Below are 24,653 nucleotides of genomic sequence, written 5' to 3'. Positions count from 1 at the left end.
CCGGATCGCAGGCTTCCGCTACCGTGGGCAAAGCACTGCGCCTGCAGTGCTCCGCCGGGCCGGGAGTCCGCCGGCCACCCGCCGGGCAGCCGGCCCCGACCGACCCAGGGACCCGCCCCATGCGCCAGAACCCGCAGCGCCGTGCCGCGCTGCTCGACGCCGCCATCGAAGTCCTGGCGCGCGAGGGCTCGCGCGGCCTCACGCTGCGCGCGGTGGACGCGGAGGCGGCGGTGCCCACCGGTACCGCCTCCAACTACTTCGCCAACCGGGCCCAGCTGCTCGTACAGATCCTCCACCGCACCCGGGAGCGGCTGGTCCCGGACCCGGCCGACCTGACCGGACCGCTCGACACCAAGGTGCTGCTCGGCCGGCTCCTGGAACGCATGCGGCGCGAGCGCAGCGTCCACATCGCGATGCTGGAGCTGCGGCTGGAGGGCCTGCGGCGCCCGGAACTCCAGGCCGAGCTGGCCGCCTTCCAGGGCGCCGAGCTGGAGGCGAACATCGACTGGCACCTCCGGGCCGGCCTGCCCGGCGACCGGCAGGGCGTGGTCCTGCTCTACCTGGCGATGCTGGGGCTGATCGTGGACGACCTGACCGTGCCGGGGCTGCTGGAGGCCCACCCGGTGGAGGGGCTCATCGAGACGATGGTCGAGCGACTCCTCCCCCAGCGGTCCGCGGACTGACTATCGTGCCGGTGGGGGAAGCACCGGCATCGCGGGACGGACCGTGGGGAGTGCAGGATGGCCGACATCACCGAGGGCAGGACCTGCGGGATCCAGTGGCTGGCGGACTGGGGCGAATGGTTCGCCGGCCTCACCTTCGCCCGGGGCATAGGTCCCGAAGAGCTCGCCGCACGGCTCGGCGCGGTCCCGGGCGTCCGCCCCGGACCCCTGGGCGCCCCCGCCGCCTGGAGCATGGTCACCGAGACCGCGGACGGCGACGGTGTGGCCCGGGTCGGCAGCTGGGGCGGCTGGTCCTTCGCCGTCGAGCACGGCCTGCCGGCCGGGGCGGAACGCCTCGCCGAGGTCTCCCGGGCCGGCGTCGAGGCCGTCCACCTCGACCCGCAGCCCGACCACCCGCCCAAGCAGTTCGCGTACGCCCGGGACGGCGAGCTGGTGTGCTGTTTCGGGCTCGGCGAGGAATGCTGGCGCGGCGGCCACCGGCCGGACTTCCTGCTTCCCGAGCTGGTCGCGGCGGGCCTCCTCGGCCCGGACGGCTCGAACCCGGGCCCGGACGACGAGCCGGACGAGGGCCGCGAGCGCCGCACCCTCGCCGTCCTGGAGGACCGCTTCGGACTGGCCCTGCCGCGCCACCTGATCGCGGACACCCCGCTCCCGGCGTACGTCACATGCACCCGTTAGGCGGTGCGGCCCGCGAGCCCGGGTCCGGTGATCTTATGCTCGGGTTTACGCGAGTCCGCTGGTTTTGGAGCCGGGGAGCGACTTTGATGGGTCTGCCAGGCCTCGTACCGGAGCAGGGGGACCATTCATGGGAACCGACCGCATCCAGAAGGACAGCACACCCACCCTGATCGGTTCCGTGCAGCGGGCCCTGCGGCTGCTGGAAGCGATGTCCGCGGAAGGCGGCGTGACCGCCAAACGGCTGGCACGGGTCACCGGGATCCCGCTGCCGACCGTCTACCACCTGCTCCGCACCCTCACCCACGAGGGCTACGTGGAACGGGAGGGCGGCTCGTTCCGTCTCGCAGACGATCTTCCGCTGGCTTCGTGATCAGATTCCGACGCGTTCCGGCCAAGCTCTTACACGCTGAATGGCATGTTCCAGCGGAAAATGCCAGAACGCCCTTTCGCCCTGCGGAACTTGAGTAAGTTCCCTCCTGTCGCGCCGCACTACCGTGCACACCGCACGTCCGGCCGGGAGGGGAGCCCGCGTGCCCGGGATCGACGAATGCCTGCTCGAAGCCATGGCCCTGCCTGGTGCGCGGGGGGCCGCGCTGGTCGACTGGAGCAGCGGACTGGCTCTCGGCACCATCGGGGAATCACCCGTCGGAGACCACGAGACCACCGCCGCCGAGACCGCCGAGCTGGCCCGCGCGGCCGCGGAGTACGAATCCTTCGCCCGCGCGGAGCCGGGACCGGCCCACGGAGGCGAGACGGGGCCCGTCGACCCCGCGGTCGAGGACCTGATCGTCACGACCCGCAGCGGCTTCCACGTCCTGCGTTTCGTCGAGACGAGCTTCGACAGCAGCGTCTTCCTGCACGTCTGGCTCGACCGGGCCGACGGCAACCTTGCCCTCGCACGGCTCAAACTCAGGTCCCTGGCCGAGGGGCTGGTGCTCAGATGACCACCCCGGCCACGGCCCCGAACGCCCTCGCGGCCGTCTCCCCCCTCCTCACCCGGCTCGCCGAGGAGCGGGCCACCGGAGCCCTGCTCCGCGACCGCGGCACCCTCTTCCTGGAGGACGGCCGAATAGTCCACGCGGAGAGCCCCGCCACTCCCGGCCTCGACGTCCTCCTCACCACCGGCGGCGGCCTCGCCCCCGAACGCTGGCGCGAGGCGGTGGACCGGGCCGGCGCCCGGCGCCAGGTCGCCCGCTTCCTCGTGGACAGCGGCGGGCTCGCCGGGGGAGAGCTCGAGATATGCCACCTCGCCGCCATCTTCGACGCCGCCTTCTTCGCACTGTCCCCGGGCAGCGGCCCCTCCCGGTTCCGCCGCGGAGCCACCCACTGGATCGGCTCCGTCCGCTCCGTCCCGGCAGCCGCCGTCGAACGCGAGACCCGGCGCCGCCGGGAACTGCTCGACGCGGTCTGGCCGTATCCGTTGCTCGACACCGCCCCGGTGGTGCCCCGGGCGGCCGCGCCGGGCCAGACCGTCACCGCCCGGCAGCGGACCCTGCTGGACCGGGCCGACGGTTTACGCACCCCCGCGGACCTGGCCTGGCTCCTGGGCCGGCCCGCCTTCCACACGCTGCTCGACGTACGCCGCCTCGCGGCCGCAGGACTGGTCGAGACGCCGCACAGCCCGGCCCCCCCGCCGGTCGAGGTACCCCTGCCCGACTGGATGACCCAGGCCCAATCCCCGGACGTGGCGCTGCTCCGCCGGTTACGCGACGCACTGGAGGCAAGTCTGTGAGGCTCCCGCTGCGACCGGCCCTGCGTGCCGACCGCTCCGAGCGTAGGCAGCCCGAAAGGAGAAAGGCCGACATGAGTACGGTGCCCCCCGAGGCGGAGGCCGAGATACTCGCCGAGCTCCGCAGGCTGCGTGCCCGCGTACCCCAGCTCACCGGAGCCCTCGCCGCGAGCGCCGACGGCTTCGTCCTCGCCCAGGACAGCGCCGCCGCCGAGGCCGAGGCCGTCGCGGCACTGACCGCGGCCGCCCTCGGCGTGGCCCAGCGGCTCAGTGACAGCACCGGCCAGGGAGCGTTCCGCGAACTGCTCGTGCGCGGGGCCGACGGGTACGTGGCCACGTACGCGGCGGGTGTGGCGGCCGTCCTCACCCTGACCGCCGAGCCGCGTGTCAACGTCGGGCGCCTCCATCTGGAGGCCCGGCGTTCCAGCCTGCGGATCGCCGAACTGATCGAGCACACGCTCGCGCGCCGGGGCTCCGGCGGCGGAACCGCCTGACGCACCGACGGGGCCCGCACCGACGGGGCCGCCCCCAGGGTGGTCCCGTCGCATTCAGGACAACTACAGCCAGTCATATCGATTCACAACCAGCTACGCCACAACACGTACGACACAACACGTACGACACAACTCGTACGACACAACGAAGAAAGAGGTACCTCCCATGGTCAACGTGGAGACCGCGCTCAAGGAAGCCACCACCCTCATCGAGGGCGCCATCGGCGCGGCCCTGGTGGACTACGGCAGCGGCATGGCGCTCGGCACCATCGGCGGCGGCAAGGACCTGGACCTGGCGGTCGCCGCGGCCGGCAACACGGACGTCGTGCGCGCCAAGGTCCGCACCATGGAGCTGCTCGGCCTCAAGGACGAGATCGAGGACATCCTGATCACCCTCGGCAGCCAGTACCACCTGATCCGGCTGATGAAGGGGAGGGGCTCCGTGGGCTTCTTCCTCTATCTGGCCCTCGACAAGAAGCGGGCCAACCTCGCCATGGCACGCCATCAGCTGAAGAAGATCGAAGCAGAACTGGAGATCTGAACGGGTCACCGTCCGGGACGGACCGCGTCCCACCACGGCGTCGAAGTGGCGGACGGCTGAATTCTTTGCCGTCCGCCCCGGCGATCAGTTCCCTATGTCCCATTCGGGTGGAGTTTATAGCTCTGTTACAGAGTAAGATGCTGTGAGCTGATCATCGAAAAAGCAAAAAACGCTGGAGAAACCGCCACCCATGCCCCCGCGCCTGAGTATCGTCGTCCCTGTTTACAACGTCGAGCTCTACCTCGACGAGTGCCTGGAATCCATCGCCGCTCAGACCTTCGGCGACTTCGAGGCCATCCTCGTGGACGACGGTTCCACGGACACCAGCGCCGTCATAGCCAAGGCCTTCGCGGCGCGTGACAAGCGCTTCCGGGTCGTCATGCAGGAGAACGCCGGCCTCGGCGCGGCCCGCAACGCCGGCGCCCGCCACATCCACCCGGACAGCGAGTACCTGGCCTTCGTCGACAGCGACGACACCATGCCGGACTACGCCTACCAGCGGCTGATCGAAGCCCTCGACGAGACGGGCTCGGACTTCGCCGGCGGCAACGTCAAGCGCTTCCGCTCGGTCGGCATGAACCAGTCCTGGGGCCACCGCGCCGCCTTCGCCAAGACGCAGCTGAAGACCCACATCTCCAAGTTCCCGGCGCTGGTCACCGACCGCACCGCGTGGAACAAGGTCTACCGGCGCACCTTCTGGGACGAGCACGGCTTCCAGTACCCCGAGGGCATCCTCTACGAGGACGCCCCGGTCAGCATCCCCGCGCACTACTTCGCCTCCAGCGTCGACATCCTCAGCGACTGCGTCTACCACTGGCGCGTCCGCGAGACCGGCGAGCGCTCCATCACCCAGCGCTCCACCGACCCGATCTCCCTCATCGACCGCGTGAAGTCCGTCCGCCTGGTCCGTGAGTCCCTCAAGGCCAAGCAGGGCGCCAAGTACGTCCGCTACCTGCGCGACTACGACTACAACGTGCTGAGCGAGGAACTCCCGCTCATCTACAAGTACGTCGCCGAGGGCGGCCCCGACTTCCGCGCCGCGTTCGTCAAGGAGGTCGGCGGCCTCGTCCGCGAGATCGGCACCGGCCCCTGGCCCGACCTGACCGTCGCGGACCGCCTCAAGGCCTACCTCGCGGGCGAAGGCCGGGTCGAGGACTTCATCGCGCTCCTGAACCACCAGCGCGACTACCACTACAGCGTCCCGGTCAAGGGCCTCGCCCGCCCGCAGGCCGACTACCCCTTCCTGCAGGGCCGCCCCCCGGTCCCCGCCAAGATCCTCACCCTCGGCACGCGCGAGCGCCGCGTCGTCAGCCGTCTGGAGCAGGCCGCCTGGGTCGACGGCAAGCTGATGCTGCGCGGCTACGCCCTGCCCGGCCACCTCGGCGCGGAGAGCCGCCTCGGCTCCCGCAAGATGCTGATCTTCCGCGAGGGTGGCAAGCGCCGCCGCTCCGTCGTCAGCACCCGTACGGTCGCGTCCCCGATGGCCACCGTGAAGTCGCCGCACCTCGCACTGCGGCACGCCGACTGGGCCGGCTTCACCGCCGCGGTCGACCCCTCGATCTTCCAGTCGGGCGGCAAGTGGAACGACGGCATATGGACCACGTCCATCGCCGTCACCGGCGCCGGCGGCCTGCACCGCGCCCGCCTGCGCGGCGGTGAGCACGACACCGGTCAGAACCCGCCTCCGTTCTGGGTCGCCCCCGACGTCCGGATCGTCCCGGCCGTCTCCGGCGCCCTCACCATCCAGGTCGAGGTCACCCGTGCCCGCGGCCTGGACGCCCGGCCCGCCGGCGACGACGCCGTCGAGATCATCGGCGAGCTCTCCGCCGGGGCCGACGCCACCGCCCTGAAGGCCGTCCACGTCACCACCGGCACCACCCTCGAATTCCCGCTGGAGACGGGCGCCGTCACCGCCGGCCGCACCCCGTTCACCGCCCGGGTCGCCCTGGCCGACCTGGCCGCCGTACCGGACGCCGAGTGCGAGCCCGGCGAGTGGGCCCCCGAGCCGTGGAGTCTCTCCGTGGTCGGCGCCGACGGCACCGAGCACCGCCTGGCCCACGACGAGCGCGGCGGCTTCAACGGCCTGGTCCTGCCGCTGCCCGGCGGGAGCGCGGGGCGCGCCCTGTTCGTCAAGCGCGGCAACACCGGCCACCTCACCCTCTCCGTCCAGCCCTCGCCGCCGCTCGTCGACGCGGTCGAGGCCGCGGACGGCACCGTGACCCTGCGGGGCCGGTTCGTCGCGCCCACCGACGAGCCGTACGAGCTCGTCCTGCACAACGCGCACGGTATGGAGTTCAGCTACCCCGTCACCCGCGACGGCGACGGCTTCGAGACCACCTTCCAGCCGGTGCTCCCGGAGCCGTTCGCGGGCCGCACCACGCTCCCCGAGGGCCGCTGGTGGCCCACGCTGCGCCCGGCCGCCCAGGGCGGGACCACCGCCGGCCTGCTCGGCGTGGACCGCGGCGCCCCCGTGCAGATGTCCCCCCGCCTCCTCTTCGGCGGCCCGCACCCCCTCACCGCGCTCGGCCGCCGGATGCGGATCGAAACCCGCTTCCACGACCGTATGGCGCTCGTCGCCGACCCGCTGCTGAGCCCGCACGACCGCTCCCGTTACGCCCAGCGCGTCGCCCGCTTCGAGACCTACCCGGCGCAGCGCGCGCTGCCGGTCAAGGACATCGTCGTCTACGACACCTTCCAGGGGCAGGGTGCCGGTGACGCGCCCCGCGCCATCCACGAGGAGCTGCTGCGCCGCGGCGAGAAGCTGGAGCACATCTGGCTCGTCCGCGACGGCCGCGCCGAGGTCCCCGCGACCGCCCGCGCCGTGCAGTACGACAGCGTGGAGTCCTGGGAGGTCATGGCCCGCGCCCGCTACTTCGTGACCAACGACAGCGTGCCGACGCTGTTCCAGCGCCGGGCCGGCCAGGTCGTCGTCCAGACCTGGCACGGCACGCCGATCAAGCAGATCGGCCACGACTTCGTGCACGACTACTACACGAGCCCGGAGATCCTGGAGGGCCTCGCGCACGACAGTGCGCAGTGGACCCTGCTCGCCTCCCCGAGCTCCTACGCGACGCCGCTCCTCAAGCGCGCCCTCGGTTACGAGGGCGAGGTCATCGAGGCCGGCAGCCCGCGCACCGATGCGCTGGTGAAGCCCGACGCGGAGCGCATCGCCGAGGTCCGGCGCCGGCTCGGCCTGCCCGAGGGCAAGAAGGTCGTCCTCTACATGCCGACCTGGCGCGAGAACTGCGAGGGCTGGTCCGGTGGTTACAAGCTCGACCTGCGGATCGACCTGGAGCAGGCGCGCCGCGAGCTGGGCGAGGACCACGTCCTGCTGATCCGTGGCCACCACCACGTGACCGAGCAGGTCCGCGAGGGCGTCCGCGACGGTTTCGTCGTCGATGTGTCCCGCTGGCCCGACGCCGCCGACCTGCTGCTGGTCGCCGACGTGCTGATCTCGGACTACTCCTCCGCGATCTTCGACTTCGCGCTCACCGACCGGCCGATCCTGCTCTTCACGTACGACCTGGAGCACTACCGCGGCACGCTGCGCGGCTTCAACTTCGACCTGGAGGAGAAGGCGCCCGGACCGCTGCTGTCCGACTCGGCGAGCCTGATCGAGGCCGTGCGCAACGCGGACGCGGTCGGAGCCGAGTACGCCGGGGCACGTGCGGCGTTCCGCGAGGAGTTCTGCGACCTGGACAACGGCGACGCCGCCGAGCGTGTCGTCGACCGGATGCTCGCCATGGGTGCCGAGCCCGCGAAGTAGGCCGTACGGTCGAATTCCCGGCCTCATGAGGACCGGCCCCGGGCCCACCGATGAATTTCGGGCCCGGGGCCGGTCTGTATGTGCGGAGGCGGTAGCCACCGTCCACGCACCGGCCTGGAGGCAGAGATGAGCGGCAACGGATTCACCACGTGTCTGTGGTTCGACGGCGACGCGGAAGCGGCGGCCGATTACTACCTGTCCGTGTTCAAGGACGGCAGGCTCGGCCGGATCGGCCGCTACACGGACGCGGGACCCGGCGAGGCGGGCTCGGTGATGGTCGTCGAGTTCGAGATCAACGGGCAGAGGTTCATCGGGCTCAACGGCGGACCGCAGTTCCCCTTCACCGAGGCGATCTCCTTCCAGATCCACTGCGCCGACGAGGCCGAGGCGGACTACTACTACGACGCGCTGACCCGCGACGGCGGCCACGAGTCGGCCTGCGGCTGGGTCAAGGACAGGTTCGGGGTGTCCTGGCAGGTCACCCCGCCCGGTGCCATCGAACTGATCAGCGACCCGGACCCGGGCCGCGCCTCCCGGGCCACCGCGGCGATGATGAAGATGAAGAAGCTGGATGTGGCGGAGATGCGCCGGGCAGCCGACGCGGGCTAGGGGGTGTCCGGCGGACCCGCCCGCGTGGACGCACCGGGCGGGCGACCCCTCAGTGCGTGTCCGCGGCGATCCGGGTGAGCAGGGCCGGCAGGGCGGTTCCGATCGGCTCGCGGATCACCTCGTCGGCGAGGGCGTCGTACGGGGTCTCCTCCGCGTTCACGATGATCAGCCGGGCGCCCGCCTCCGAGGCCATGCCCGCCAGCGAGGCGGCCGGCTGCACCTGCAGTGTCGAGCCGACGGCGACGAACACCTGGCACCCCTTGGCCACGGCCATCGCCTGCCCCAGTACCACGGGGTCGAGCCGCTCGCCGAACATCACGGTGGCCGCCTTGAGGATCCCGCCGCACGCCAGGCAGGCGGGATCCGGTTCCCCGGCGGCCACCCGGGCCAGCGCCTCGTCCATCCCCGAGCGCACGTGACACGCCGTGCACACCACCGCCCGCGCGGTGCCGTGCAGCTCGAACACCTTCCGCTCGGGCATCCCGGCGAGCTGGTGCAGCCCGTCGACGTTCTGGGTGACGACCCGGACCGGGGTGCCGCCGCGTTCCAGTTCGGCGACGGCCAGGTGAGCGGCGTTGGGCCGCGCTCCGAGCGCGCCGATCTCGGCCCGCATCAGCCAGGACCGCCGCCGGATCTCCGGATCGGCCATGTAGTACTCGTAGGTCACGAGTTTCTCGGCGTCCGGCTCCCTGCGCCACAGGCCCTGTGGCCCCCGATAGTCCGGAATACCGGAGTCGGTGGACATCCCGGCCCCACTGAACACTGCGACGAGCGGCTTCCCCATGCGCCGACCCTACGTAGGACCGCCGCCCGCCCGCGACCCCTTTACCGCGCGCCGACCGCACGGGGGAGGCAGGGGCGTTTCTGCGGTGAATCCCGGCCCCCACAGGAGTGAGATCCGCGCCGGGCGCTCCCGGTGCACCGGCCGGGCGGGTACAAACCGGACATGATGCTGAAGTCCTACGGCCTTGGTGCCCTGCTCCTGGCTCTGCCGGCGCTGCCGTTCATGCCGCCGGCCCCCGCCCCCGCCCCCGTCCCCGCCGTGCCGGTGCCCGTGACCACGCCCGCGGCCACCTCCGAGGGGCATACCGCCGACCAGATCGGCCGCTTCCTCACCCGTTTCTACGGCGCGCACGGCCCGTCCGACCACGACCGGCGGCACCACATCTCGCAGGTGCTCCAGGACAGACAGCTGAGGACCGCGGAATCGGACGTCCTGCTCTGCGCCCGGAACGAGCCGCGGGACATCGGCGTCGGCCCGGTCACCGTCGCCCAGGCGGCCGGGGTCGGCTGGGCCACCGTCACCACCCACTGGGACTCGGGCAAGACCGACACCTTCACCGTGTACGTCCGCCTCGACTCCAAGCCGATCCGGATCGACGACGTGATCTGCGCGGGCTGAGCCGGAGTTCGGCGATCCGCACGCCCGTCCGTAGGGTGGGTGCATGCCCACGACGCCGGCCGAGGACGCCACCGCCACCGTCCTGTACTGTCACGACCCGCTGAACGAGCGCCGGGCCGACGCCCACTTCGCCGCGGAGGCACGCCGGTTGCGCGCCGCCGGCGGCACGGCCCTGCTCGTCGACCATGACGCGCTGCTCGCCGGGGACGCCGACCGGTCCGTCGCCCGGGTGCCCGTCGGCGCGGGAGCGCTGTGGTACCGGGGCTGGATGGTTCCGGCGGACCGGTACGGCGCACTGGACGCCGCCCTGCGCCGGCGCGGCTGCCGGCTCGTCATCACCCCGGAGGAGTACCGCCGGGCGCATGAACTTCCCGGCTGGTACGGGGTGTTCGCCGCTCTCACCCCGGCCAGCGCCTGGCTGCCGGCGGATCCGGGGCGGATGCCGGACCCGGACCGGCTGACGGCCCTCGCCGCAGGGCTGCCGCCCGGTGCCGCAGTGGTCAAGGACTACGTGAAGTCCCGCAAGCACGAGTGGGACGAGGCCTGTTACGTACCCGACCTCGGTGACGCGGCCGCCCTGCACCGGGTGGTCGGCCGATTCGTCGCACTCCAGGAGGAGTTCCTCGCGGGCGGCGTGGTCCTGAGGGCCTTCGAGGACTTCGTCGCGCCGCTGACACCGGCGGGCACGGCGGCCGCCGCCGAGGTGCGGGTATGGTGGCGCGACGGGGTGCCACGGCTGGTGACCGCCCACCCGGACAGTCCGGTCGACGCAGTCGCGGCGCCCGACCTCGAACCCGTCCGCGCGGCCGTCGAAGCGCTCGGCTGCCCCTTCGTGACCACCGACATGGCCCTGCGCGAGGACGGCGTCTGGCGCGTCGTCGAAGTGGGCGACGGGCAGGTCAGCGACCTCCGAAGCGGGGTCGATCTGGATGTCTTCGTCCGGATTCTGGCGGCCGGTCAGGCGCCCCTGCGCGCGCCGTCGGCATCTGGTACAACACCGCTATGACGGGATTCGAGATCACCGGGGCGAGTGCCGCCGACATGGAGATGATCCGGGGCTGGGCCGATGAGGAGGGCTGGAATCCGGGGGACTCGGACCGTTTCGCCTTCGCCGTGGCCGATCCTGAGGGGTTCCTCGTCGGACGCCTCGACGGGGAGCCGGTGGCCTGCATCTCCGCCGTCCGTTACGGAGCCGGCTTCGGATTCATCGGCTTCTACATCGCCCGCCCCGCCCAACGGGGTCGCGGCTACGGCATCCGGCTCTGGCGGGCCGGGATGGAACGGCTCGACGGCCGGCTCGTCGGCCTGGACGGTGTGGTCGAGCAGCAGGACAACTACCGCAAGTCCGGGTTCCGTTCGGCCTGGAACAACGTCCGTCTCGAAGGCGTGCCCGAGGGTGGCCGAGCGGATGGTGACACGGGTGGTGTCGAGATCGTGGACGCCGCCACGCTGCCCTTCGGCCGGCTCGCCGCCTACGACCGGCGGTTCTTCCCCGCGCCGCGGGACGCCTTCCTGTCCGCCTGGACCGCCCTGCCCGGACGGACCGCCCTGGCCGCCGTTCGCGACGGCCGGATCGAGGGCCTGGGTGTGATCCGCCCGTGCAGCGCCGCCCACCGGATCGGACCCCTGTACGCGGCCACTCCCGCGGTGGCGGAGGTCCTGCTGCTGCGGCTGGCGCGGCACGCGTCCGGCGGACCGGTGGCCGTGGACGTCCCCGACGCGAATCCCGAGGCGATGGACCTGTTCAAGGGCCTCGGTCTGGTCCCGACCTTCGAGGCGGCCCGGATGTACACCGGCCCGGCACCGGAACTCCCCATGGCCGAGCTGTTCGGCGTGACCAGCCTCGAACTGGGCTGAGCCGACGGGGACTCGAGGCCTTGCGTGGTGGCCGGGCGGCGGTCGCACGGCGCCGCCCGGCCGGTTCCGTCACGCGGGATCAGAAGCCGAAAAGGGCGCCCGCGGTGTTCCGCAGACCGCACGGATTGGCGAAGGTGTACGTGTAGTTGAGCCGGCGGCCCTCCCAGACACCGTCGGCCGTCACCGTCATCGGGTCCCACTCCCGGGTACAGACGGCGTCGGCGACCGGTGCCGCGAGCGGGTCGAGCTGAGCGCCGGCCGCACGTAACTCGCGGCACGCGGCGACCGGGTTCGGGTGGGTCCCGCCGGGCCCGGGCGCGCAGACGAGCGTCACCGCCCGCAGCACCGTGCCGGTGTCGGCGTCCGGGCCGGCCGTCACGCTGAGCACCAGCGCGGACGGCGCGTACAGACTCTGCGCACCGGCCGGCGCGGCACCGGCCGCGCCCGGCCAGACCAGCGCGGTGAGCGCGGTGAGCGCCATGGCGGCGGAACCGAGTCCGAGACCCCTTGCGATGGACCGCATTGCGAACACTCCCTTGGGTTGGTGTTTCGGATAGCGGACGCAGTCTTGCCGACGGGAGCCGCGAACGCCCGTTCGGACCCTCATTTTTCGTCACCGATCGTGTACGAATGACAGCAGACCGCAGCCATGTCGAGGGGTTGACCTGTGGAGGAGCGGGACGACGAATCGGCCGAACACCGACCGGGAGACCTCCCCGAAACACCTCTCGTCGTCGCCTTCGCGCTCCTGGCCCCGGTGTACCGCGGGAGTCCGCCGCACGGCCGCCGTCGCCGCGCCCGTGCTCGTACGGTGTACGGGGCTGAGCCGCGGCCACGGCCGGTCGCGCCCGGGCGGCCACGGCCGGCCGCGCGTCAGCCGGCCGCGCCCAGGCGTGGGGCGTACAGGTCCAGCAGGCGGGTGCGGGTCTGCTGGAGCCGCATCGCGAGCACGCGACCGACCCAGTGCCCGACCGCGGACCCGAAGGCGGGATCGGCGTCCATCAGCATCCGCACGGCCGCCGCGTCGAACTCGTACGCCCGCACCGGGGTCATCGCCTCCGCGCCCAGCTGCCACACGTACGGAGGGAACAGCCAGGACCAGCCGACCAGCTCGCCGGGGCCGAGGTTCTCCACCTGCGCGGGCCGGCGGCCGGCCACCGGCACCTCCAGGGTCACGGTTCCGGAGCGCACGATCCAGAAGGAGTCCGCCCGGTGGCCTTCGTCGAAGATCCGCGCGTTCTCCGGGAAATTGACCTCACGGGCCTGCGCCATCAGCCGTCCACGGTGCTCCGTGGACAGCACGGCGGCGATTCGGATGGGGGAAGGTGTGCTCACGACGGCCTCCGATCGGACCCCCCGCGACGCTCCTGCTGCTCCCAGTGTCGCCGACCCGGCCCCGAACGGGACCGGCCCGTGCCGCGCCTTTCTTCCGCCGCGTTCCTCCACGGGGTGTCTCGCCGATCGCCGACAGGACACCCCCTAAGGGGTGTCCTCCGCGTTCGCCTCCATGCACGCCAGTTCCATCGCGTCCAGCACCGCCTCGTGACTGCGCCCGCTCAGCTCGGCCACGTTCTCGATCTGGGCCGTGGCCCAGGCGGCGAGCGTCATCACCAGGACCCGGAGCCCGTCGGTGCCGAACTCGGCCAGGACCGCGTCGGCCACGACCATGGCCTCCTCGGGCACCTGCTCGGGCGGCTCCAGGCCGGCGAGGCCGCGCAGCATGACGAGGGTGCGGCGCGATATCTCCGGCGTCATCCCCGCCAGCCGCATGTCCTCTTCCTCGTTCATCCGCCCCGCCCTCCGCTGCCGAGCCCCGTCCCTCAGGGCACCGTAGAGGGGCGCGGCCGCACGCGGGGCCGTTTCCGCGGGGTGACCCTGCGTGAGGGGGTACGGGCGGCCGGAACCGGACGGGTCCGGCCGGTCCGCGGCCGCGGCGGAGCGCCGCGGAAAGCGTGCGGGCGTTCGACTTCCCCCGACGGCGACCCGCCGGTAACTTGACCCGCGGCAACCGCCCGACCGGGTGGCCGACCCTCCTGGCAGGAGCACGATGAAGAGCCTGTTACGCGCCGCCCTGTGCGCCCTCCTGCTGGCGTCCGGCGCCGTCCCCGCGCAGGCCGCGCAGGCCGCGCAAGCGGTACAGAGCGCCGCCCCGGCGCCCGTCGCGAACGCCGCCGAGGCCTGGACCCCGCCGCTCTCCACACGTGGCCGGTACATCGTCGACGCGCAGGGCAACCGGTTCCGCCTGCGCTCCGGCAACTGGGACGGCGCCCAGGGCTCCTGGAACGGCTCCGGCGACCGCAACGACCCCGCCACGCACCACAGCGGCCAGAACGCAAGCGGCATCCCCCTCGGCCTGGACCGCGTCCCGCTGCCCACCCTCCTCGCCGACTTCCGCGCGCTCGGCCTCAACAGCATCCGGCTGCCCTTCTCCAACGAGATGCTGCGCACCACCACCCCGGTCCCGGACGCGGCCGTCGCGGCCAACCCGGCCCTGCGCGGACGAACCCCGCTGCAGGTCTTCGACGCCGTGGTCGCCGCCCTCACCGACGGCGGCTTCGCCGTCATCCTCAACAACCACACCGTCACCACCCGCTGGTGCTGCGGCCTCGACGGCAACGAGCGCTGGAACAGCGGGCGTTCCACGGCCCAGTGGGCCGACGACTGGGTCTTCCTCGCCCGCCGCTACCGCGACAACCCGCGCGTGGCAGGCGCCGACCTCTACAACGAGGTCCGCCGCGATGTCCTCCACGACCCCAACTGGGGACTCGGCGACGACCGCGACTGGCACGCCGCCGCCCAGGAGGCCGCCGACCGCATCCTCACCGAGGCCAATCCGAACCTGCTGATCGTGGTCGAGGGCATCAACTGGTTCGGCCTGCCCGTGGACGGCTTCCCGCACGGCCGCCCCACCCTCACCCCCGTACGGACCCTCTCGCACACCCTGGCCGTCTCCAACAAGCTGGTCTACTCCGCCCACTTCTACGGCTACACCGGCCCCCACCACAGCGGAGCCACCGGCATCGGCGAGACCAGCGACCTGCGCTACCAGGACATGAGCGCCGCGCAGCTCGAACAGACCCTCCACGACCAGGCCTTCTTCGTCTCCGCGGAGACCGGCGCGCACTTCACCGCCCCCGTCTGGATCAGCGAGTTCGGCATCGGGGCGGACGAGACCGGCGCCGCCCCGCGCACCTGGTTCGACCGCCTCACCGGACAACTGGCCGCCAAGGACGCCGACTTCGCGTACTGGCCGCTCGTCGGCTGGAGCACCGACGCCCAGGGCGCCCCCGGCGGCGACACCTGGGCGATGCTCCGCTACGACGCGGCCGGCCGCCGCACCGGCGTCCTGGACGCGGGGGACTGGCGCACCGCACGCTGGTCCGGGCTCCTCGCCGCCCCCGCCCGCACCGGGCCCGTCCCCGCCACCACCGCCTGGTACCAGCTGACCACCGACCACCGCGACCACAACGCCTCGCTGCTCACCCGGGCCGGCGGGGACTGGGACAGCGGGGCCCGCAAGGCGGTCTGCCCCGACGGCTCCCGCCTCAGCGGCCTCTCCCACACCGGCGGCCGCGCCCTGTGCACCGGCTCCGGCCTGCGCGCCCCGGCCGGCGGGCACACCGTGGTCCGGGACGAGAGGTACGTCCCGGCCGGCGGCGACTGGGCCACCGGGTACACGAAGTTCCAGTGCCCGGCCGGTCAGTTCATGATCGGCCACAGCCTGCGCGGCGACCGGGTCTCGGCCGCGCTGTGCGCCCCGGCCCGCACCACCCTCCCGGCGGGCGGCCGGACGCTCTGGTTCGACCGCGGCGACAACCGGCCGCCCGGCAGCCCCGGCGGCGAATACGCCCTCGGGCACTACAAGGGCCAGTGCCTGCCCACCGAGTACCCGGCGGGCATCGCCTTCACGACCCGGTTCGCCTCGCGTCCGGCCCCGGCCGCACTGCTGTGCCGACCCCTGCCGGGCCCCGAGGGGAGCTGAGCCCCGTCCCGCCGGCCGCGGCGGACCGGGCGCGCCCGGCCGCCGCGACCGCGAGTGCGAGGAGGACCAGGGCCGCCGCCACAGCGAAGGTGATCCGGGTGCCGGTGGCCACCGCTGCGGGGGACGCCGTCGCGACATCGGTGGCCGCCGCGAGCGCGAACACCGCGCCCATGACGCAGGCGCCGGTGACGAGCCCGAGATTGCGCGCGAGGCCCAGTGCACCGGAGACGACTCCCCGCCGGTCCGGGGGCACGTCGGCCATGACGGCCGTGTTGTTCGCCGTCTGGAACACCGCGTAGCCGGCGGTCAGCACGGCGAGCGGGGCCACGTAGCCGACGGCACCGAGCCCCGTCGGCACCACCGACAGGGCCAGCGCACCGGCCGCCATGGCCGCGAGGCCGAGGACGGTCGTGCGGTGTGCGCCGAAACGGTCGGAGAGCTGCCCGGCGGGCATCCCGGTCACGGCCGCCACCAGCGGCCCGACCGCCAGGAGGAGGCCGGTGAGCGCCGGTCCGAGCCCGAGCGCACGGGAGAGCTGGAAGGGTCCCACCACCAGCGTTGTCATCATCACCGTGGAGACCAGCGCGCTCGTGGCCAGCCCCGCGCGCAGGCCCGGGGTCCTCAGGACCGTGCGCGGGACCAGCGGTGACGCCGCCCGCGCCTGGGCCCGTACGAAGAGGCCGGCGACCAGGGCGGCGGCACACAGCAGCGCCGCGCGCAGGCGGCCGGATCCGTCGCCCCCGCCGAGGGTCATGGCGAGGGCGTAGGCGGTCAGCGCCAGGGCGAGCAGCAGTGTGCCCGCGGTGTCGAACCGGGCCCGGCCGGTCCCGGCGGCCTGCCGGTCCGCGGGCAGATGACGCCGGACGAGCAGCAGTGCGGCGATGCCCAGCGGGACGGGAGCCAGGAAGACCGCCCGCCAGCCGAACGCGGCGGTCAGCGCACCGCCCAGGGAGGGTCCGAGGGCGGTGCCGACCGCGGACATCGTGCCGAGCAGCCCCATGGCACGGCCGACGCCCTCCCGGGGGACCGTCTCGCCGACGAACGCCATGGTGAGGGCCAGCATGAAGGCCGTGCCGACACCCTGGACCGCCCGGGCGGCGATCAGCAGCCCCACCGTGGGCGCGGCCGCGCACCCCATCGAGGCGACGGTGAACAGCGAGAGGCCGGCCAGGAGCAGCCGGCGGCGGCCGAAGAGGTCGCCGAGCCGTCCCGCACCGAGCACCAGGGCGGTGACGGCGAGGAGATGGGCGAGGACGATCCACTGGACCGATCGGAAGGGGGCCGAGAACACGTCCGCCAGGGTGGGCAGGACGGCGGGAGCGAGGCCGGTGCCCAACGCGGACAGCAGCATGGACAGGGACAGCCCGGCGAGCGCGGGGCGGACCGCAGCCGGGCGCACGGCACTCGGGTGGTCGCCGGCCGGCCGGGCCGCGCCGGCGCCGGGGCCGGAGGCTCTGGGTGAACTCATGCGGGGAGGGTCGGGCCGGACGGGCTCGAACGGCAAACGTTGTTGCCGATACCGGGACAGCGGGATGGAATGGCCGCATGGACGCACCACCGAACCACCGAGCGGTCCTCGACCAGGTCGCCCCCCGCCTGCGGCGGCTGCGCGCCCGGAGCGGTCTCACCCTCGCCGCGCTCTCCGAGGAGACCGGCATCTCGAAGAGCACCCTGTCCCGGCTGGAGTCCGGCGGGCGCCGGCCCAGCCTGGAACTGCTGCTTCCGCTCGCCGCCGCCTACCGCGTCCCCCTCGACGAACTCGTCGGCGCTCCCGAGGTGGGCGACCCCCGGGTGCGGCTGACCCCCCGCACCCTGCCGGGCGGCGGCACCGCCGTCCCCCTCACCCGGGGTCCGGGGCCGCTCCAGGCGTTCAAGATGCTGATCCCCTACCGCGGCGCCGAGCCGGATCCGCGGACGCACGAGGGCTACGAGTGGCTGTACGTACTGGACGGGCGGCTGCGCCTCGTCCTCGCGGAGCACGACCTGGTCCTCGGGCCCGGCGAAGCGGCCGAGTTCGACACCCGGCTGCCCCACTGGTTCACCGGCGCGGACGCGGGGAGGCCTGTGGAGATCCTCAGCCTGTTCGGACGTCAGGGGGAGCGCATGCACGTCCGTGCCAGACCCCGAGGCCAGTAGGCGGTCTCCTGCCGACCGCCGCTGCCCTGGCGCGATGTCGTCGTCGAAATGCGCCAAGTGGGGTGAACCGAGCGCCGAACCGATCTAAGGTGCGCCCGTAAGCATCGTCGCGGACACCTGTTCGGCGGTTTCCGGCCATGCCTCGCCAGTGGCGCCTTCCGGCCGCACCGCACACTCAACTGGGGGGTTCATGCGCAGATCCCGAGGGGCGGCGGCCCTGCTCGCCCTGTCCCTGACCGCAACCGGAGCAGGGCTGGGTCTCGCCCTCGCCCCGCAGGCGGCGGCCATCACCCCGCCCGTCGCGTTCACCGCCGACGCGCTGTCGACGTGGCAGCCCAACGGCGTCGTCTGGGCCCTCGCCGAGGCAGGCGGCCAGGTCTTCGCCGGCGGCACCTTCTCCACCGTCCGCCCGCCCGCGGGCGGCAGCGGCAGCGAGCGGCAGGCCGTGAACTTCGTTGCGCTGGACGCCGCGACGGGTGCGCCCACCTCCTGCGAACTGTCCTTCACCGTGGCCTCCGGCACCGCGACGGTCCGGGCGCTCGCCCTGTCCCCGGACAAGTCGACCCTCTACGCCGGCGGGTACTTCGGCGCGGTCAACGGCACGGCCGTCTCCAGCCTCGTCGCCGTCGACGTGGCGAGCTGCACGGTGAAGACCGCCTTCCGCCCGGCCTTCGCGGCCACCGTCCGCGCCCTCGCCGTCACCGGCGACACCGTCTACGCGGGCGGCGACTTCCTCACCGTCGCCGGCCAGCCGCGCGGGCGCTTCGCCGCCGTCGGCGCCACCGACGGGGCGCTCAAGCCCTTCACCGCCGATGCCGACGAGCCGGGACGCGCCGTCGAGGTCACCCCCGACGGGCAGAACGTCGTCCTCGGCGGGGACTTCTTCACCGTCAACGGTGCGAACACCCACGCTCTGGCCGTCGTCGACGCGTCGAGCGGCGCGCTCACCAAGGCGTATCCCGGCTTCATCGAGACCAACTCCGTCGTCAAGGACGTCGCGACCGACGACACCGGCTTCTACACCGCCAACGAGGGCACCGGCGGCGGCGTCTTCGACGGCCGGATCGCGCTCGACCTCCCCGGCTTCGGCCAGCGCTGGCGCGACACCTGCCTCGGCGCCACCCAGGCCGTGCTGCCGTACCGGCAGGTCCTCTACAGCGCCTCGCACGCCCACGACTGCTCCAGCGTGGGGGAGTTCCCCGACGGCCAGCGCCACCACCTGCTCGCCCAGCCCACCACGGGCACCGGCAAGCTCGGCTGGGCCCCCGACACCAACGACGGCATCGGCGAGGGCATCGGCCCGCGCGTGATGACGGTCGGGTCGAAGAACGGGGTGGAGTACCTGTGGGTCGGCGGTGAGTTCACCACCGTCAACGGCGCCGCGCAGCAGAGCCTCACCCGGTTCGCCTCCACCGGGGACACCGGCGCGCCCACCGTGCCCGTGGCGAGCGCGGTCAGCTTCAGGCCGGGTGAGGTCCAGGTGCGCTGGCGCACCAGCCTCGACCTCGACGACAGCGCGCTGACCTACAAGGTCTACCGCAACGGCGCGGCCACGCCGATCGCCACGGTCACGGCCGACTCGCTCTTCTTCAAGCGCCCGCAGGCCTCCTGGACCGACACCACCGTCGCGGCGGGCCAGTCGTACACCTACCGGGTGACGGCCACCGACGCGGCAGGCAACACCAGCGCCCTGTCCGCCACGGCGAGCGTGACCGTCCCGACCACGGTGGACGGATACCCGAACCAGGTCCGGGCCGACGGAGCCACCCAGTACTGGCGCTACGACGAGTCGGCCCTGCCCTTCGTCGCGGACTCCTCGGCCGGCGGCAACCGGGCCGGCGTGCACCTGAACGCCCCCGCCCTGCGGCAGACGCCCGGCGCGGTCTCCGGCACCGGCACGGCCATCGGTTTCAACGGCACCGACACCCAGGTGTACGGGGACCACCGGCAGAGCGTGGGCAGCACCTACAGCATCGAGACCTGGTTCCGCACGAACACCACCCGCGGCGGCAAGCTCTTCGGTTTCGGGAACAACCAGAGCCGCGGCAGCAATCAGTACGACAAGCACATCTACATGACCAACAACGGGCGGCTGGTCTACGGCGTCTACACCGGCGCCACCCGCACCGTCACCACCGCCACCGCGTACAACGACAACGCGTGGCACCACGTCGTCGCGACCCAGGGCCCCGGCGGCATGACCCTCTACGTCGACGGCGTCCAGAAGGGCACCCTCGCCGTCACCACGCACGAGAACTTCTCCGGCTACTGGCACGCCGGCGGCGACAGCCTCGGCGGCTGGCCCGACCGCCCGACGAGCGAGTACTGGGCGGGACAGCTCGACGAGAGCGCCGTCTACCCGACCGTTCTGAGCGCCGCGCAGGTGCAGAACCACTACGCCCTCGCCACCGCCCCGGCCGACTCGGTGGTCCAGGTCACCGCCGCCGAGGACACCTACGCCAACGCCGGAGCGCCCGGGACCAACTACGGCACCTCGTCCTCGCTCGCCGTCCGCGGCACCTCGTTCTACACGAGCTACCTGCGCTTCGACCTGCCGGCGGCGCCCGCGGGCACGGTGCTGAAGGCGGCCACGCTCGGGGTGAGGACGAGCACGATGAGCGGCGCCGGTACCACGGACACCGTCTCGGTCGTCCCGGTCACCGGAGCGTGGAGCGAGAGTGGGACGACGTACACCAACCGGCCCTCCCTGGGCGCTCCGGCCCTCGGCGCCTACCCGGGGATCCCCGACGGCTCGGCGGCGCACACCGCCACGCTGACCACGGGATCCGTCGCGGCAGCACTCGGGGGCAGCCTCGGCCTGGCGCTGACCAGCCCGGGCACGGACGCCCTGTGGCTGTGGTCCTCCGAGGCGCAGGCGGCCGAGGGCACTCCGCGGCTGACGCTCACCTTCGGCGCGCCGTGACCTGACGGCCGGCCGGACAGGAGGGGCGCGGACCGCACCGGTCCCGTGCCCCTCTGGCACGTCCGGGCTCCTCCGGTACGTCCGCGCCCCTCGGCGCCTCCGGGCCCGAGGTCAGGACAGTGTGTAGGTGAAGGCGTACCCGACGGAGGTGTCGCCGTGGCGGTAGGTGAAGCCGCCGGAGCCCGTCAGGCCCACGAGGTCCCCGGTGCCGGAGCCGGGGACCACCTCGAAGCGGCAGACGGTGCCGCCCGCGTCGAAGGTGCCCCGCTCCTCCAGCACGAAACTGCCCTTGCGACCGTCGACACTGCCCGCCACCAGCTCCATCCCGCTGTAACTCCCGGTGTTCTCACCGTCGTAGGCGATCGTGTACGCACAGCTGGTGCCGGCCGCCTCGACACCGCCGGTGAAGGCGTTGGTGACACGGGCGTGGGCGAGCCGAGGGGTGGCCCCCTGCGGCCCGACCGGAGTCTCCTCCCAGTCGGCGAACGTGAAGCGGCCACCGGTTTCTACGGGCGTGGGCATGACGGTCCTCCCGGCCGGCCGGACGGTCCCTCCGCCCGGCGTGCACCCAGGCTGGCAGCCGTACCTGACACCCTCTGTCAGGTACGGCGAGAATGGGTGCCATGCGCGCCGACCGGCTCCTCCCCCTGCTCCTGCTGCTCCAGAACCGCGGCCGGATGACCGCACCCGAACTCGCGGCCGCGCTGGAGGTGTCCGTGCGCACCGTCTACCGCGACATCGACGCGCTCGGCGCCTCGGGCGTCCCCGTCCTCGCCGACCGGGGCCCGGCCGGCGGCTACCGGCTGGCCGACGGTTACCGCACCCGCCTCACCGGGCTCACCGACACCCAGGCCGGCTCGCTCTTCCTGGCCGGCGCCCCGGACCCGCACAGGACCTCGGACTCGGCGCCGACCTGGCCGCCGCCCAGCTGAAGCTCCAGGCCGCGCTCCCCGCCGCGCTCGCCGGACGGGCCCGGCGGATCCAGGACCGCTTCCACCTCGACGCGACCGCCTGGTTCCGGGACGCCGATCCCGTCCCGCACCTCGCCCGGATCGCCCAGGCCGTCTGGGACCAGCGGGTCCTGCACGCCCATTACCGCCGCTGGCGCGGCGAGGTACGGCGCGCGCTCCACCCGCTGGGCCTCGTCCTCAAGAGCGGCATCTGGTACCTGGTCGCCGGGGTCGACGACGGCGCCGTACGGACCTACCGCGTCGCCCGGTTCCTCGCCGTGGACACCGCCGAGGAGGGCTTCGAACGGCCCGCCGGATTCGAACTCGCCACATACTGGCAGGAGTCCACCAGCAGACTCGGCGCCGCCCTTCACCGGCAGACCGCCGAGCTGCGCCTCTCCCCGCGCGGCCGGCAGCTGCTGCCCATGCAGTTCGGGGCGGCGGGCACCCGGGCCCTGGCCGACGCGGGCCCGCCCGACGCGGACGGCTGGGTCCGGCTCAGCCTCGCCGTCGAGTCCGAGGCCGTCGCCGTCGGCGACCTCCTGCGCCTGGGCACGGAGGCCGAGGTGCTCGGACCGCCCGAACTGCGCCGCGCCCTCGCCGAGACGGTGACCGCCCTCGCCGGCCGCTACGCCTGAGCGCCGGCCCGGACGGCGGGGGACTGCCAGCGGATCTCGCCGTCCTGGCGGTGACCGGCCGGGCGGAGGCCGCAGGCCCTCGCGACCGCCGCCGACGCGGCGTGGTCCGGATGGACGTGGGCGACCAGACGGTCGACGGGGAGCCGCTCCAGCCAGGCCGTGAGCGCGCGGGCGGCCTCCGAGGCGAAACCGAGGCCCTGCCAGGGGACACCGACGACCCAGGCCACTTCGGCGAGGCCCTGCGACGGGGTGATGGTGGCCTGGACGGTGCCCACCAGCCTCCCCGGCCCCCGCAGGCGCAGCACCCAGTTCGCCCAGACCACCACCGGGTCGGGGGAGCCGGCGGTGAGCCGCTCGTAGCGAGCCCGCAGCGCCTCCCGAGACAGGGGCGCGCCCCCGGTGAAGGCGTGCAGCGCGGGATCGGCGAGGACGAGACTCATCTCGTCGGCGTGCTCCGGCAGCAGCGGGAGCAGGTCCAGGCGTGCGGTGGCGAGGGCGACCGGCCGGACCGGGGGCCGGCGCACCTTCGCGGCCGCCCCCGGCCGGGGTACGCCGTCCACGGCCAGACAGATGCCCAGCACCCGGTCGTACCCGGTCCAGCCGTTGACACGGCCGCGGTTGTTGCTGATCTGCACGCGCCGGCGCGACGCGTCCACCGCGGACACGAGGTGCAGGTACACCGTGCCCGCCACTCGGGCCAGCACGATGTCACCGACCTCGACCAGGGCCGGGTCCGCCGGAGCGACCCGGACCTGCTGCCGGCTGTGCACCAGCGGCACCATCGACCCACCGGTCGGCCGGAATTCCACGGTCTCGCCCCGGCCGACACGGTCCGCCTGCGTATCGAGCATGCCCATCGCGCCAGTCTCGCCGCCGCCAAGGGTTCCCGGCCACCGGATTACGCCCCGGCCGGCACGGTCAGCGCGGGGGTTCCACCTCCAGGAAGCGGCGCCCGCGGGGCCCGCGGTACAGCAGGCACACCCAGCCCCGTTCCCCCAGCACGGCCGCGCAGGCCGTCAGACGCTCCTGCTCCTCACCGGCCGCACCACCGCCCGGCGGGCCGACCCAGGTCACCTCCACCCGTCCCGCCCCGGACACGGCGGCCACCCGGTAGCCCGTCCGCGTACGGCGCCCCTCCCCGTCCACCGCCGACGGCGTGATCCCCGACGCCTCCAGCACGAGGGCCACCGCGCGCGCCGGTCGCGCCACCTCCCACGGCGCGGGAACCCCCGCGCCCGCCGGGCCGTTGACCAGACGCCTGATCTGCAACAGCCCCTCGTAGGCCGTGCGCAGCTCCGCCTCCCGCCGCCCGGCCGGCACCTCCGCACCGTCCCCGGTCGCCGGATCGAAGCCCCGCCCCGGATCCGTCACCTCCGTCACCACCCCACCACTGGCCCTTCTGAGTACCTCACGCCCGACGGACTGAGTATCCGCCCCGATTCCCCCGAACGCCGCCGCTGGTCGAATGGGGCCATGACCTACGACGCCCCGAGCAGCGCGACCGCCCGCCCGCGCATGCAGCACGTGACCACCGCCGGCTCGGCCCTCGCCGTGGCCCTGGTCCCGCTCGTGATCGGCGTCCTGTTCGCCAAGGCCATCGCCGCCGACCCGATGACCCCGGTCAACGCCCTCATCGCGGGCGGCGGCCAGCGGGCCGCCCTGCCGCGGGGCGAGTGGAAGCGCCGCGGCCACACCACCCTGCACCGGCTGCGCACCGCCCGCCGCGACACGGCCCGGCGCTGCGCCCGCGCCTGCGGCCGCCGTCCCTGAGGGGTTCTCAGCGGCCGTACTGCCGCAGGCACAGGTCGACGACGGACGGCGGCACGACGCCGTCGGCGGCCGCGCACAGCTCGTCCATGCGGGGCGGCGGCGCCGGCCGGCGGTGCGGGTGCGCGGTCGCGGACCCGGGCAGCCGGTTCCGCCGGGGCGAGGCCGCCTGCTTCGCGCGCGGCCGCTCGCGGGGTGCGGTCGCGGCGGACGCCCGTCCCTGTTCCGCGACCGGCTCCCGGGCGGTGCCCGGGGCGGGCCCGGGCGGGACGGCCGGGGGCAGTTCCCCCAGGGGCAGGGCCGGCGGCGCGGACCGCTCGGGCGTGTCGGCCGACGGCACGGACCCGCGTACGGGAGCCGGTGCCGGAGCCGGGTCGTGCGGGCCGACGGAGACACAGCCGGCGCTCGCCAGGAGCGCGACGAGGGAGAGGGGCAGGGCCCGGCGTAACTGCATCCGACCACCTTGCCGCACGGCCCGTCGCTCCTGGCTCCCCGCCT

The 24,653-nt window shown here is 73.5% G+C and carries 25 protein-coding genes and 1 pseudogene; 17 read left to right on the top strand and 9 right to left on the bottom strand.

Annotated elements, in window-relative coordinates; genetic code table 11:
* The first annotated feature begins 119 nt into the window (after positions 1 to 119).
* From NRK68_RS03335 to NRK68_RS03295, 9 genes are all read left to right on the top strand, one after another.
* Positions 120 to 683, top strand: a complete 564-nt coding sequence (locus NRK68_RS03335) for a TetR/AcrR family transcriptional regulator (RefSeq protein ID WP_183065822.1) — start codon at positions 120 to 122, stop codon at positions 681 to 683.
* Positions 684 to 740: 57 nt separating this feature from the next.
* Positions 741 to 1,361, top strand: coding sequence for a DUF6461 domain-containing protein (locus tag NRK68_RS03330; protein ID WP_220818762.1), 621 nt, complete (start codon positions 741 to 743; stop codon positions 1,359 to 1,361).
* A 127-nt stretch (positions 1,362 to 1,488) separates the two neighbouring features.
* The gene (locus NRK68_RS03325) at positions 1,489 to 1,731 is read left to right on the top strand and encodes a helix-turn-helix domain-containing protein (RefSeq protein ID WP_030960886.1); all 243 of its coding nucleotides are present in this window, start codon (positions 1,489 to 1,491) and stop codon (positions 1,729 to 1,731) included.
* A 160-nt stretch (positions 1,732 to 1,891) separates the two neighbouring features.
* Positions 1,892 to 2,305 (top strand): hypothetical protein, encoded by a 414-nt coding sequence (locus NRK68_RS03320; RefSeq protein WP_183065823.1) that lies wholly within the window; start codon positions 1,892 to 1,894, stop codon positions 2,303 to 2,305.
* Positions 2,302 to 3,093, top strand: coding sequence for a transcriptional regulator (locus NRK68_RS03315; RefSeq protein ID WP_183065824.1), 792 nt, complete (start codon positions 2,302 to 2,304; stop codon positions 3,091 to 3,093). The genes NRK68_RS03320 and NRK68_RS03315 overlap by 4 nt, the downstream gene beginning before the upstream one ends.
* 71 nt (positions 3,094 to 3,164) lie before the next feature.
* The gene (locus tag NRK68_RS03310; protein ID WP_183065825.1) at positions 3,165 to 3,584 is read left to right on the top strand and encodes a roadblock/LC7 domain-containing protein; all 420 of its coding nucleotides are present in this window, start codon (positions 3,165 to 3,167) and stop codon (positions 3,582 to 3,584) included.
* Positions 3,585 to 3,750: 166 nt separating this feature from the next.
* Positions 3,751 to 4,125 (top strand): hypothetical protein, encoded by a 375-nt coding sequence (locus NRK68_RS03305; protein WP_030654066.1) that lies wholly within the window; start codon positions 3,751 to 3,753, stop codon positions 4,123 to 4,125.
* A gap of 190 nt (positions 4,126 to 4,315) precedes the next feature.
* Entirely contained in the window at positions 4,316 to 7,891 is a 3,576-nt protein-coding gene (locus NRK68_RS03300) for a bifunctional glycosyltransferase/CDP-glycerol:glycerophosphate glycerophosphotransferase (protein WP_257854854.1), read from the top strand.
* A 126-nt stretch (positions 7,892 to 8,017) separates the two neighbouring features.
* Complete coding sequence (locus tag NRK68_RS03295; protein WP_183065827.1) at positions 8,018 to 8,500, top strand: VOC family protein; 483 nt, start codon at positions 8,018 to 8,020, stop codon at positions 8,498 to 8,500.
* 49 nt (positions 8,501 to 8,549) lie between these two features.
* Here NRK68_RS03295 and NRK68_RS03290 read toward each other — a convergent pair whose 3' ends face one another.
* On the bottom strand, positions 8,550 to 9,284 hold the full coding sequence (locus tag NRK68_RS03290; protein ID WP_257854853.1) for an SIR2 family NAD-dependent protein deacylase: 735 nt from the start codon (positions 9,282 to 9,284) through the stop codon (positions 8,550 to 8,552).
* 162 nt (positions 9,285 to 9,446) lie between these two features.
* Between NRK68_RS03290 and NRK68_RS03285 the strand changes: the two genes are divergently transcribed.
* The 3 genes from NRK68_RS03285 to NRK68_RS03275 are packed head-to-tail and all read left to right on the top strand — an operon-like array spanning position 9,447 to position 11,759.
* Positions 9,447 to 9,902: a hypothetical protein gene (locus tag NRK68_RS03285; protein WP_257854852.1), complete on the top strand. Its 456-nt coding sequence runs from the start codon at positions 9,447 to 9,449 to the stop codon at positions 9,900 to 9,902.
* A gap of 43 nt (positions 9,903 to 9,945) precedes the next feature.
* On the top strand, positions 9,946 to 10,908 hold the full coding sequence (locus NRK68_RS03280) for an ATP-grasp domain-containing protein (protein ID WP_257854850.1): 963 nt from the start codon (positions 9,946 to 9,948) through the stop codon (positions 10,906 to 10,908).
* A complete protein-coding gene (locus tag NRK68_RS03275) occupies positions 10,905 to 11,759 on the top strand; it encodes a GNAT family N-acetyltransferase (protein WP_257854848.1) in 855 nt (284 codons plus the stop codon). The genes NRK68_RS03280 and NRK68_RS03275 overlap by 4 nt, the downstream gene beginning before the upstream one ends.
* A 79-nt stretch (positions 11,760 to 11,838) precedes the next feature.
* On the opposite strand, the gene NRK68_RS03270 is transcribed toward NRK68_RS03275, so the two are convergent.
* From NRK68_RS03270 to NRK68_RS03260, 3 genes are all read right to left on the bottom strand, one after another.
* The gene (locus NRK68_RS03270; RefSeq protein ID WP_257854847.1) at positions 11,839 to 12,282 is read right to left on the bottom strand and encodes a subtilase-type protease inhibitor; all 444 of its coding nucleotides are present in this window, start codon (positions 12,280 to 12,282) and stop codon (positions 11,839 to 11,841) included.
* A gap of 350 nt (positions 12,283 to 12,632) precedes the next feature.
* A complete protein-coding gene (locus NRK68_RS03265; protein ID WP_183065833.1) occupies positions 12,633 to 13,094 on the bottom strand; it encodes a Crp/Fnr family transcriptional regulator in 462 nt (153 codons plus the stop codon).
* 144 nt (positions 13,095 to 13,238) lie between these two features.
* The gene (locus tag NRK68_RS03260; RefSeq protein ID WP_046778149.1) at positions 13,239 to 13,547 is read right to left on the bottom strand and encodes a hypothetical protein; all 309 of its coding nucleotides are present in this window, start codon (positions 13,545 to 13,547) and stop codon (positions 13,239 to 13,241) included.
* Positions 13,548 to 13,806: 259 nt separating this feature from the next.
* Here NRK68_RS03260 and NRK68_RS03255 point away from each other — a divergent pair, with 259 nt between their 5' ends.
* A complete protein-coding gene (locus tag NRK68_RS03255; protein ID WP_257854845.1) occupies positions 13,807 to 15,741 on the top strand; it encodes a glycoside hydrolase family 5 protein in 1,935 nt (644 codons plus the stop codon).
* Here NRK68_RS03255 and NRK68_RS03250 read toward each other — a convergent pair.
* Positions 15,665 to 17,209 (bottom strand): MFS transporter, encoded by a 1,545-nt coding sequence (locus NRK68_RS03250; RefSeq protein ID WP_257854844.1) that lies wholly within the window; start codon positions 17,207 to 17,209, stop codon positions 15,665 to 15,667. The genes NRK68_RS03255 and NRK68_RS03250 overlap by 77 nt on opposite strands.
* 77 nt (positions 17,210 to 17,286) lie before the next feature.
* Between NRK68_RS03250 and NRK68_RS03245 the strand changes: the two genes are divergently transcribed.
* Both NRK68_RS03245 and NRK68_RS03240 read left to right on the top strand, forming a co-directional pair.
* A complete protein-coding gene (locus tag NRK68_RS03245; RefSeq protein WP_257854843.1) occupies positions 17,287 to 17,877 on the top strand; it encodes a helix-turn-helix domain-containing protein in 591 nt (196 codons plus the stop codon).
* A gap of 190 nt (positions 17,878 to 18,067) precedes the next feature.
* Positions 18,068 to 20,800: a DNRLRE domain-containing protein gene (locus NRK68_RS03240; RefSeq protein ID WP_257854842.1), complete on the top strand. Its 2,733-nt coding sequence runs from the start codon at positions 18,068 to 18,070 to the stop codon at positions 20,798 to 20,800.
* Positions 20,801 to 20,911: 111 nt separating this feature from the next.
* Here the strand turns inward: NRK68_RS03240 and NRK68_RS03235 are convergent, their stop codons facing one another.
* Positions 20,912 to 21,322, bottom strand: a complete 411-nt coding sequence (locus tag NRK68_RS03235; protein WP_183065838.1) for a DUF3224 domain-containing protein — start codon at positions 21,320 to 21,322, stop codon at positions 20,912 to 20,914.
* Positions 21,323 to 21,423: 101 nt separating this feature from the next.
* On the opposite strand from NRK68_RS03235, the pseudogene NRK68_RS03230 reads away from it, so the two are divergent.
* Positions 21,424 to 22,388, top strand: a pseudogene (locus tag NRK68_RS03230) (helix-turn-helix transcriptional regulator).
* Here the strand turns inward: NRK68_RS03230 and NRK68_RS36710 are convergent.
* Positions 22,379 to 23,245, bottom strand: a complete 867-nt coding sequence (locus NRK68_RS36710; protein ID WP_308296037.1) for a GNAT family N-acetyltransferase — start codon at positions 23,243 to 23,245, stop codon at positions 22,379 to 22,381. The pseudogene NRK68_RS03230 and the gene NRK68_RS36710 overlap by 10 nt on opposite strands.
* Positions 23,246 to 23,306: 61 nt before the next feature.
* Positions 23,307 to 23,759, bottom strand: a complete 453-nt coding sequence (locus NRK68_RS03220) for a hypothetical protein (protein WP_257857754.1) — start codon at positions 23,757 to 23,759, stop codon at positions 23,307 to 23,309.
* A gap of 102 nt (positions 23,760 to 23,861) precedes the next feature.
* Here NRK68_RS03220 and NRK68_RS03215 point away from each other — a divergent pair, with 102 nt between their 5' ends.
* Positions 23,862 to 24,158, top strand: coding sequence for a hypothetical protein (locus tag NRK68_RS03215; RefSeq protein WP_257854840.1), 297 nt, complete (start codon positions 23,862 to 23,864; stop codon positions 24,156 to 24,158).
* A 7-nt stretch (positions 24,159 to 24,165) separates the two neighbouring features.
* On the opposite strand, the gene NRK68_RS03210 is transcribed toward NRK68_RS03215, so the two are convergent.
* Positions 24,166 to 24,609: a hypothetical protein gene (locus NRK68_RS03210; protein WP_257854839.1), complete on the bottom strand. Its 444-nt coding sequence runs from the start codon at positions 24,607 to 24,609 to the stop codon at positions 24,166 to 24,168.
* Positions 24,610 to 24,653: the final 44 nt, after the last annotated feature.

Source organism: Streptomyces yangpuensis, from assembly GCF_024666385.1.
Taxonomy (GTDB): Bacteria; Actinomycetota; Actinomycetes; order Streptomycetales; family Streptomycetaceae; genus Streptomyces; species Streptomyces yangpuensis.
Note: the sequence above shows the minus strand (reverse complement) of the source record. Positions and strands in the feature narration are given on the sequence as shown.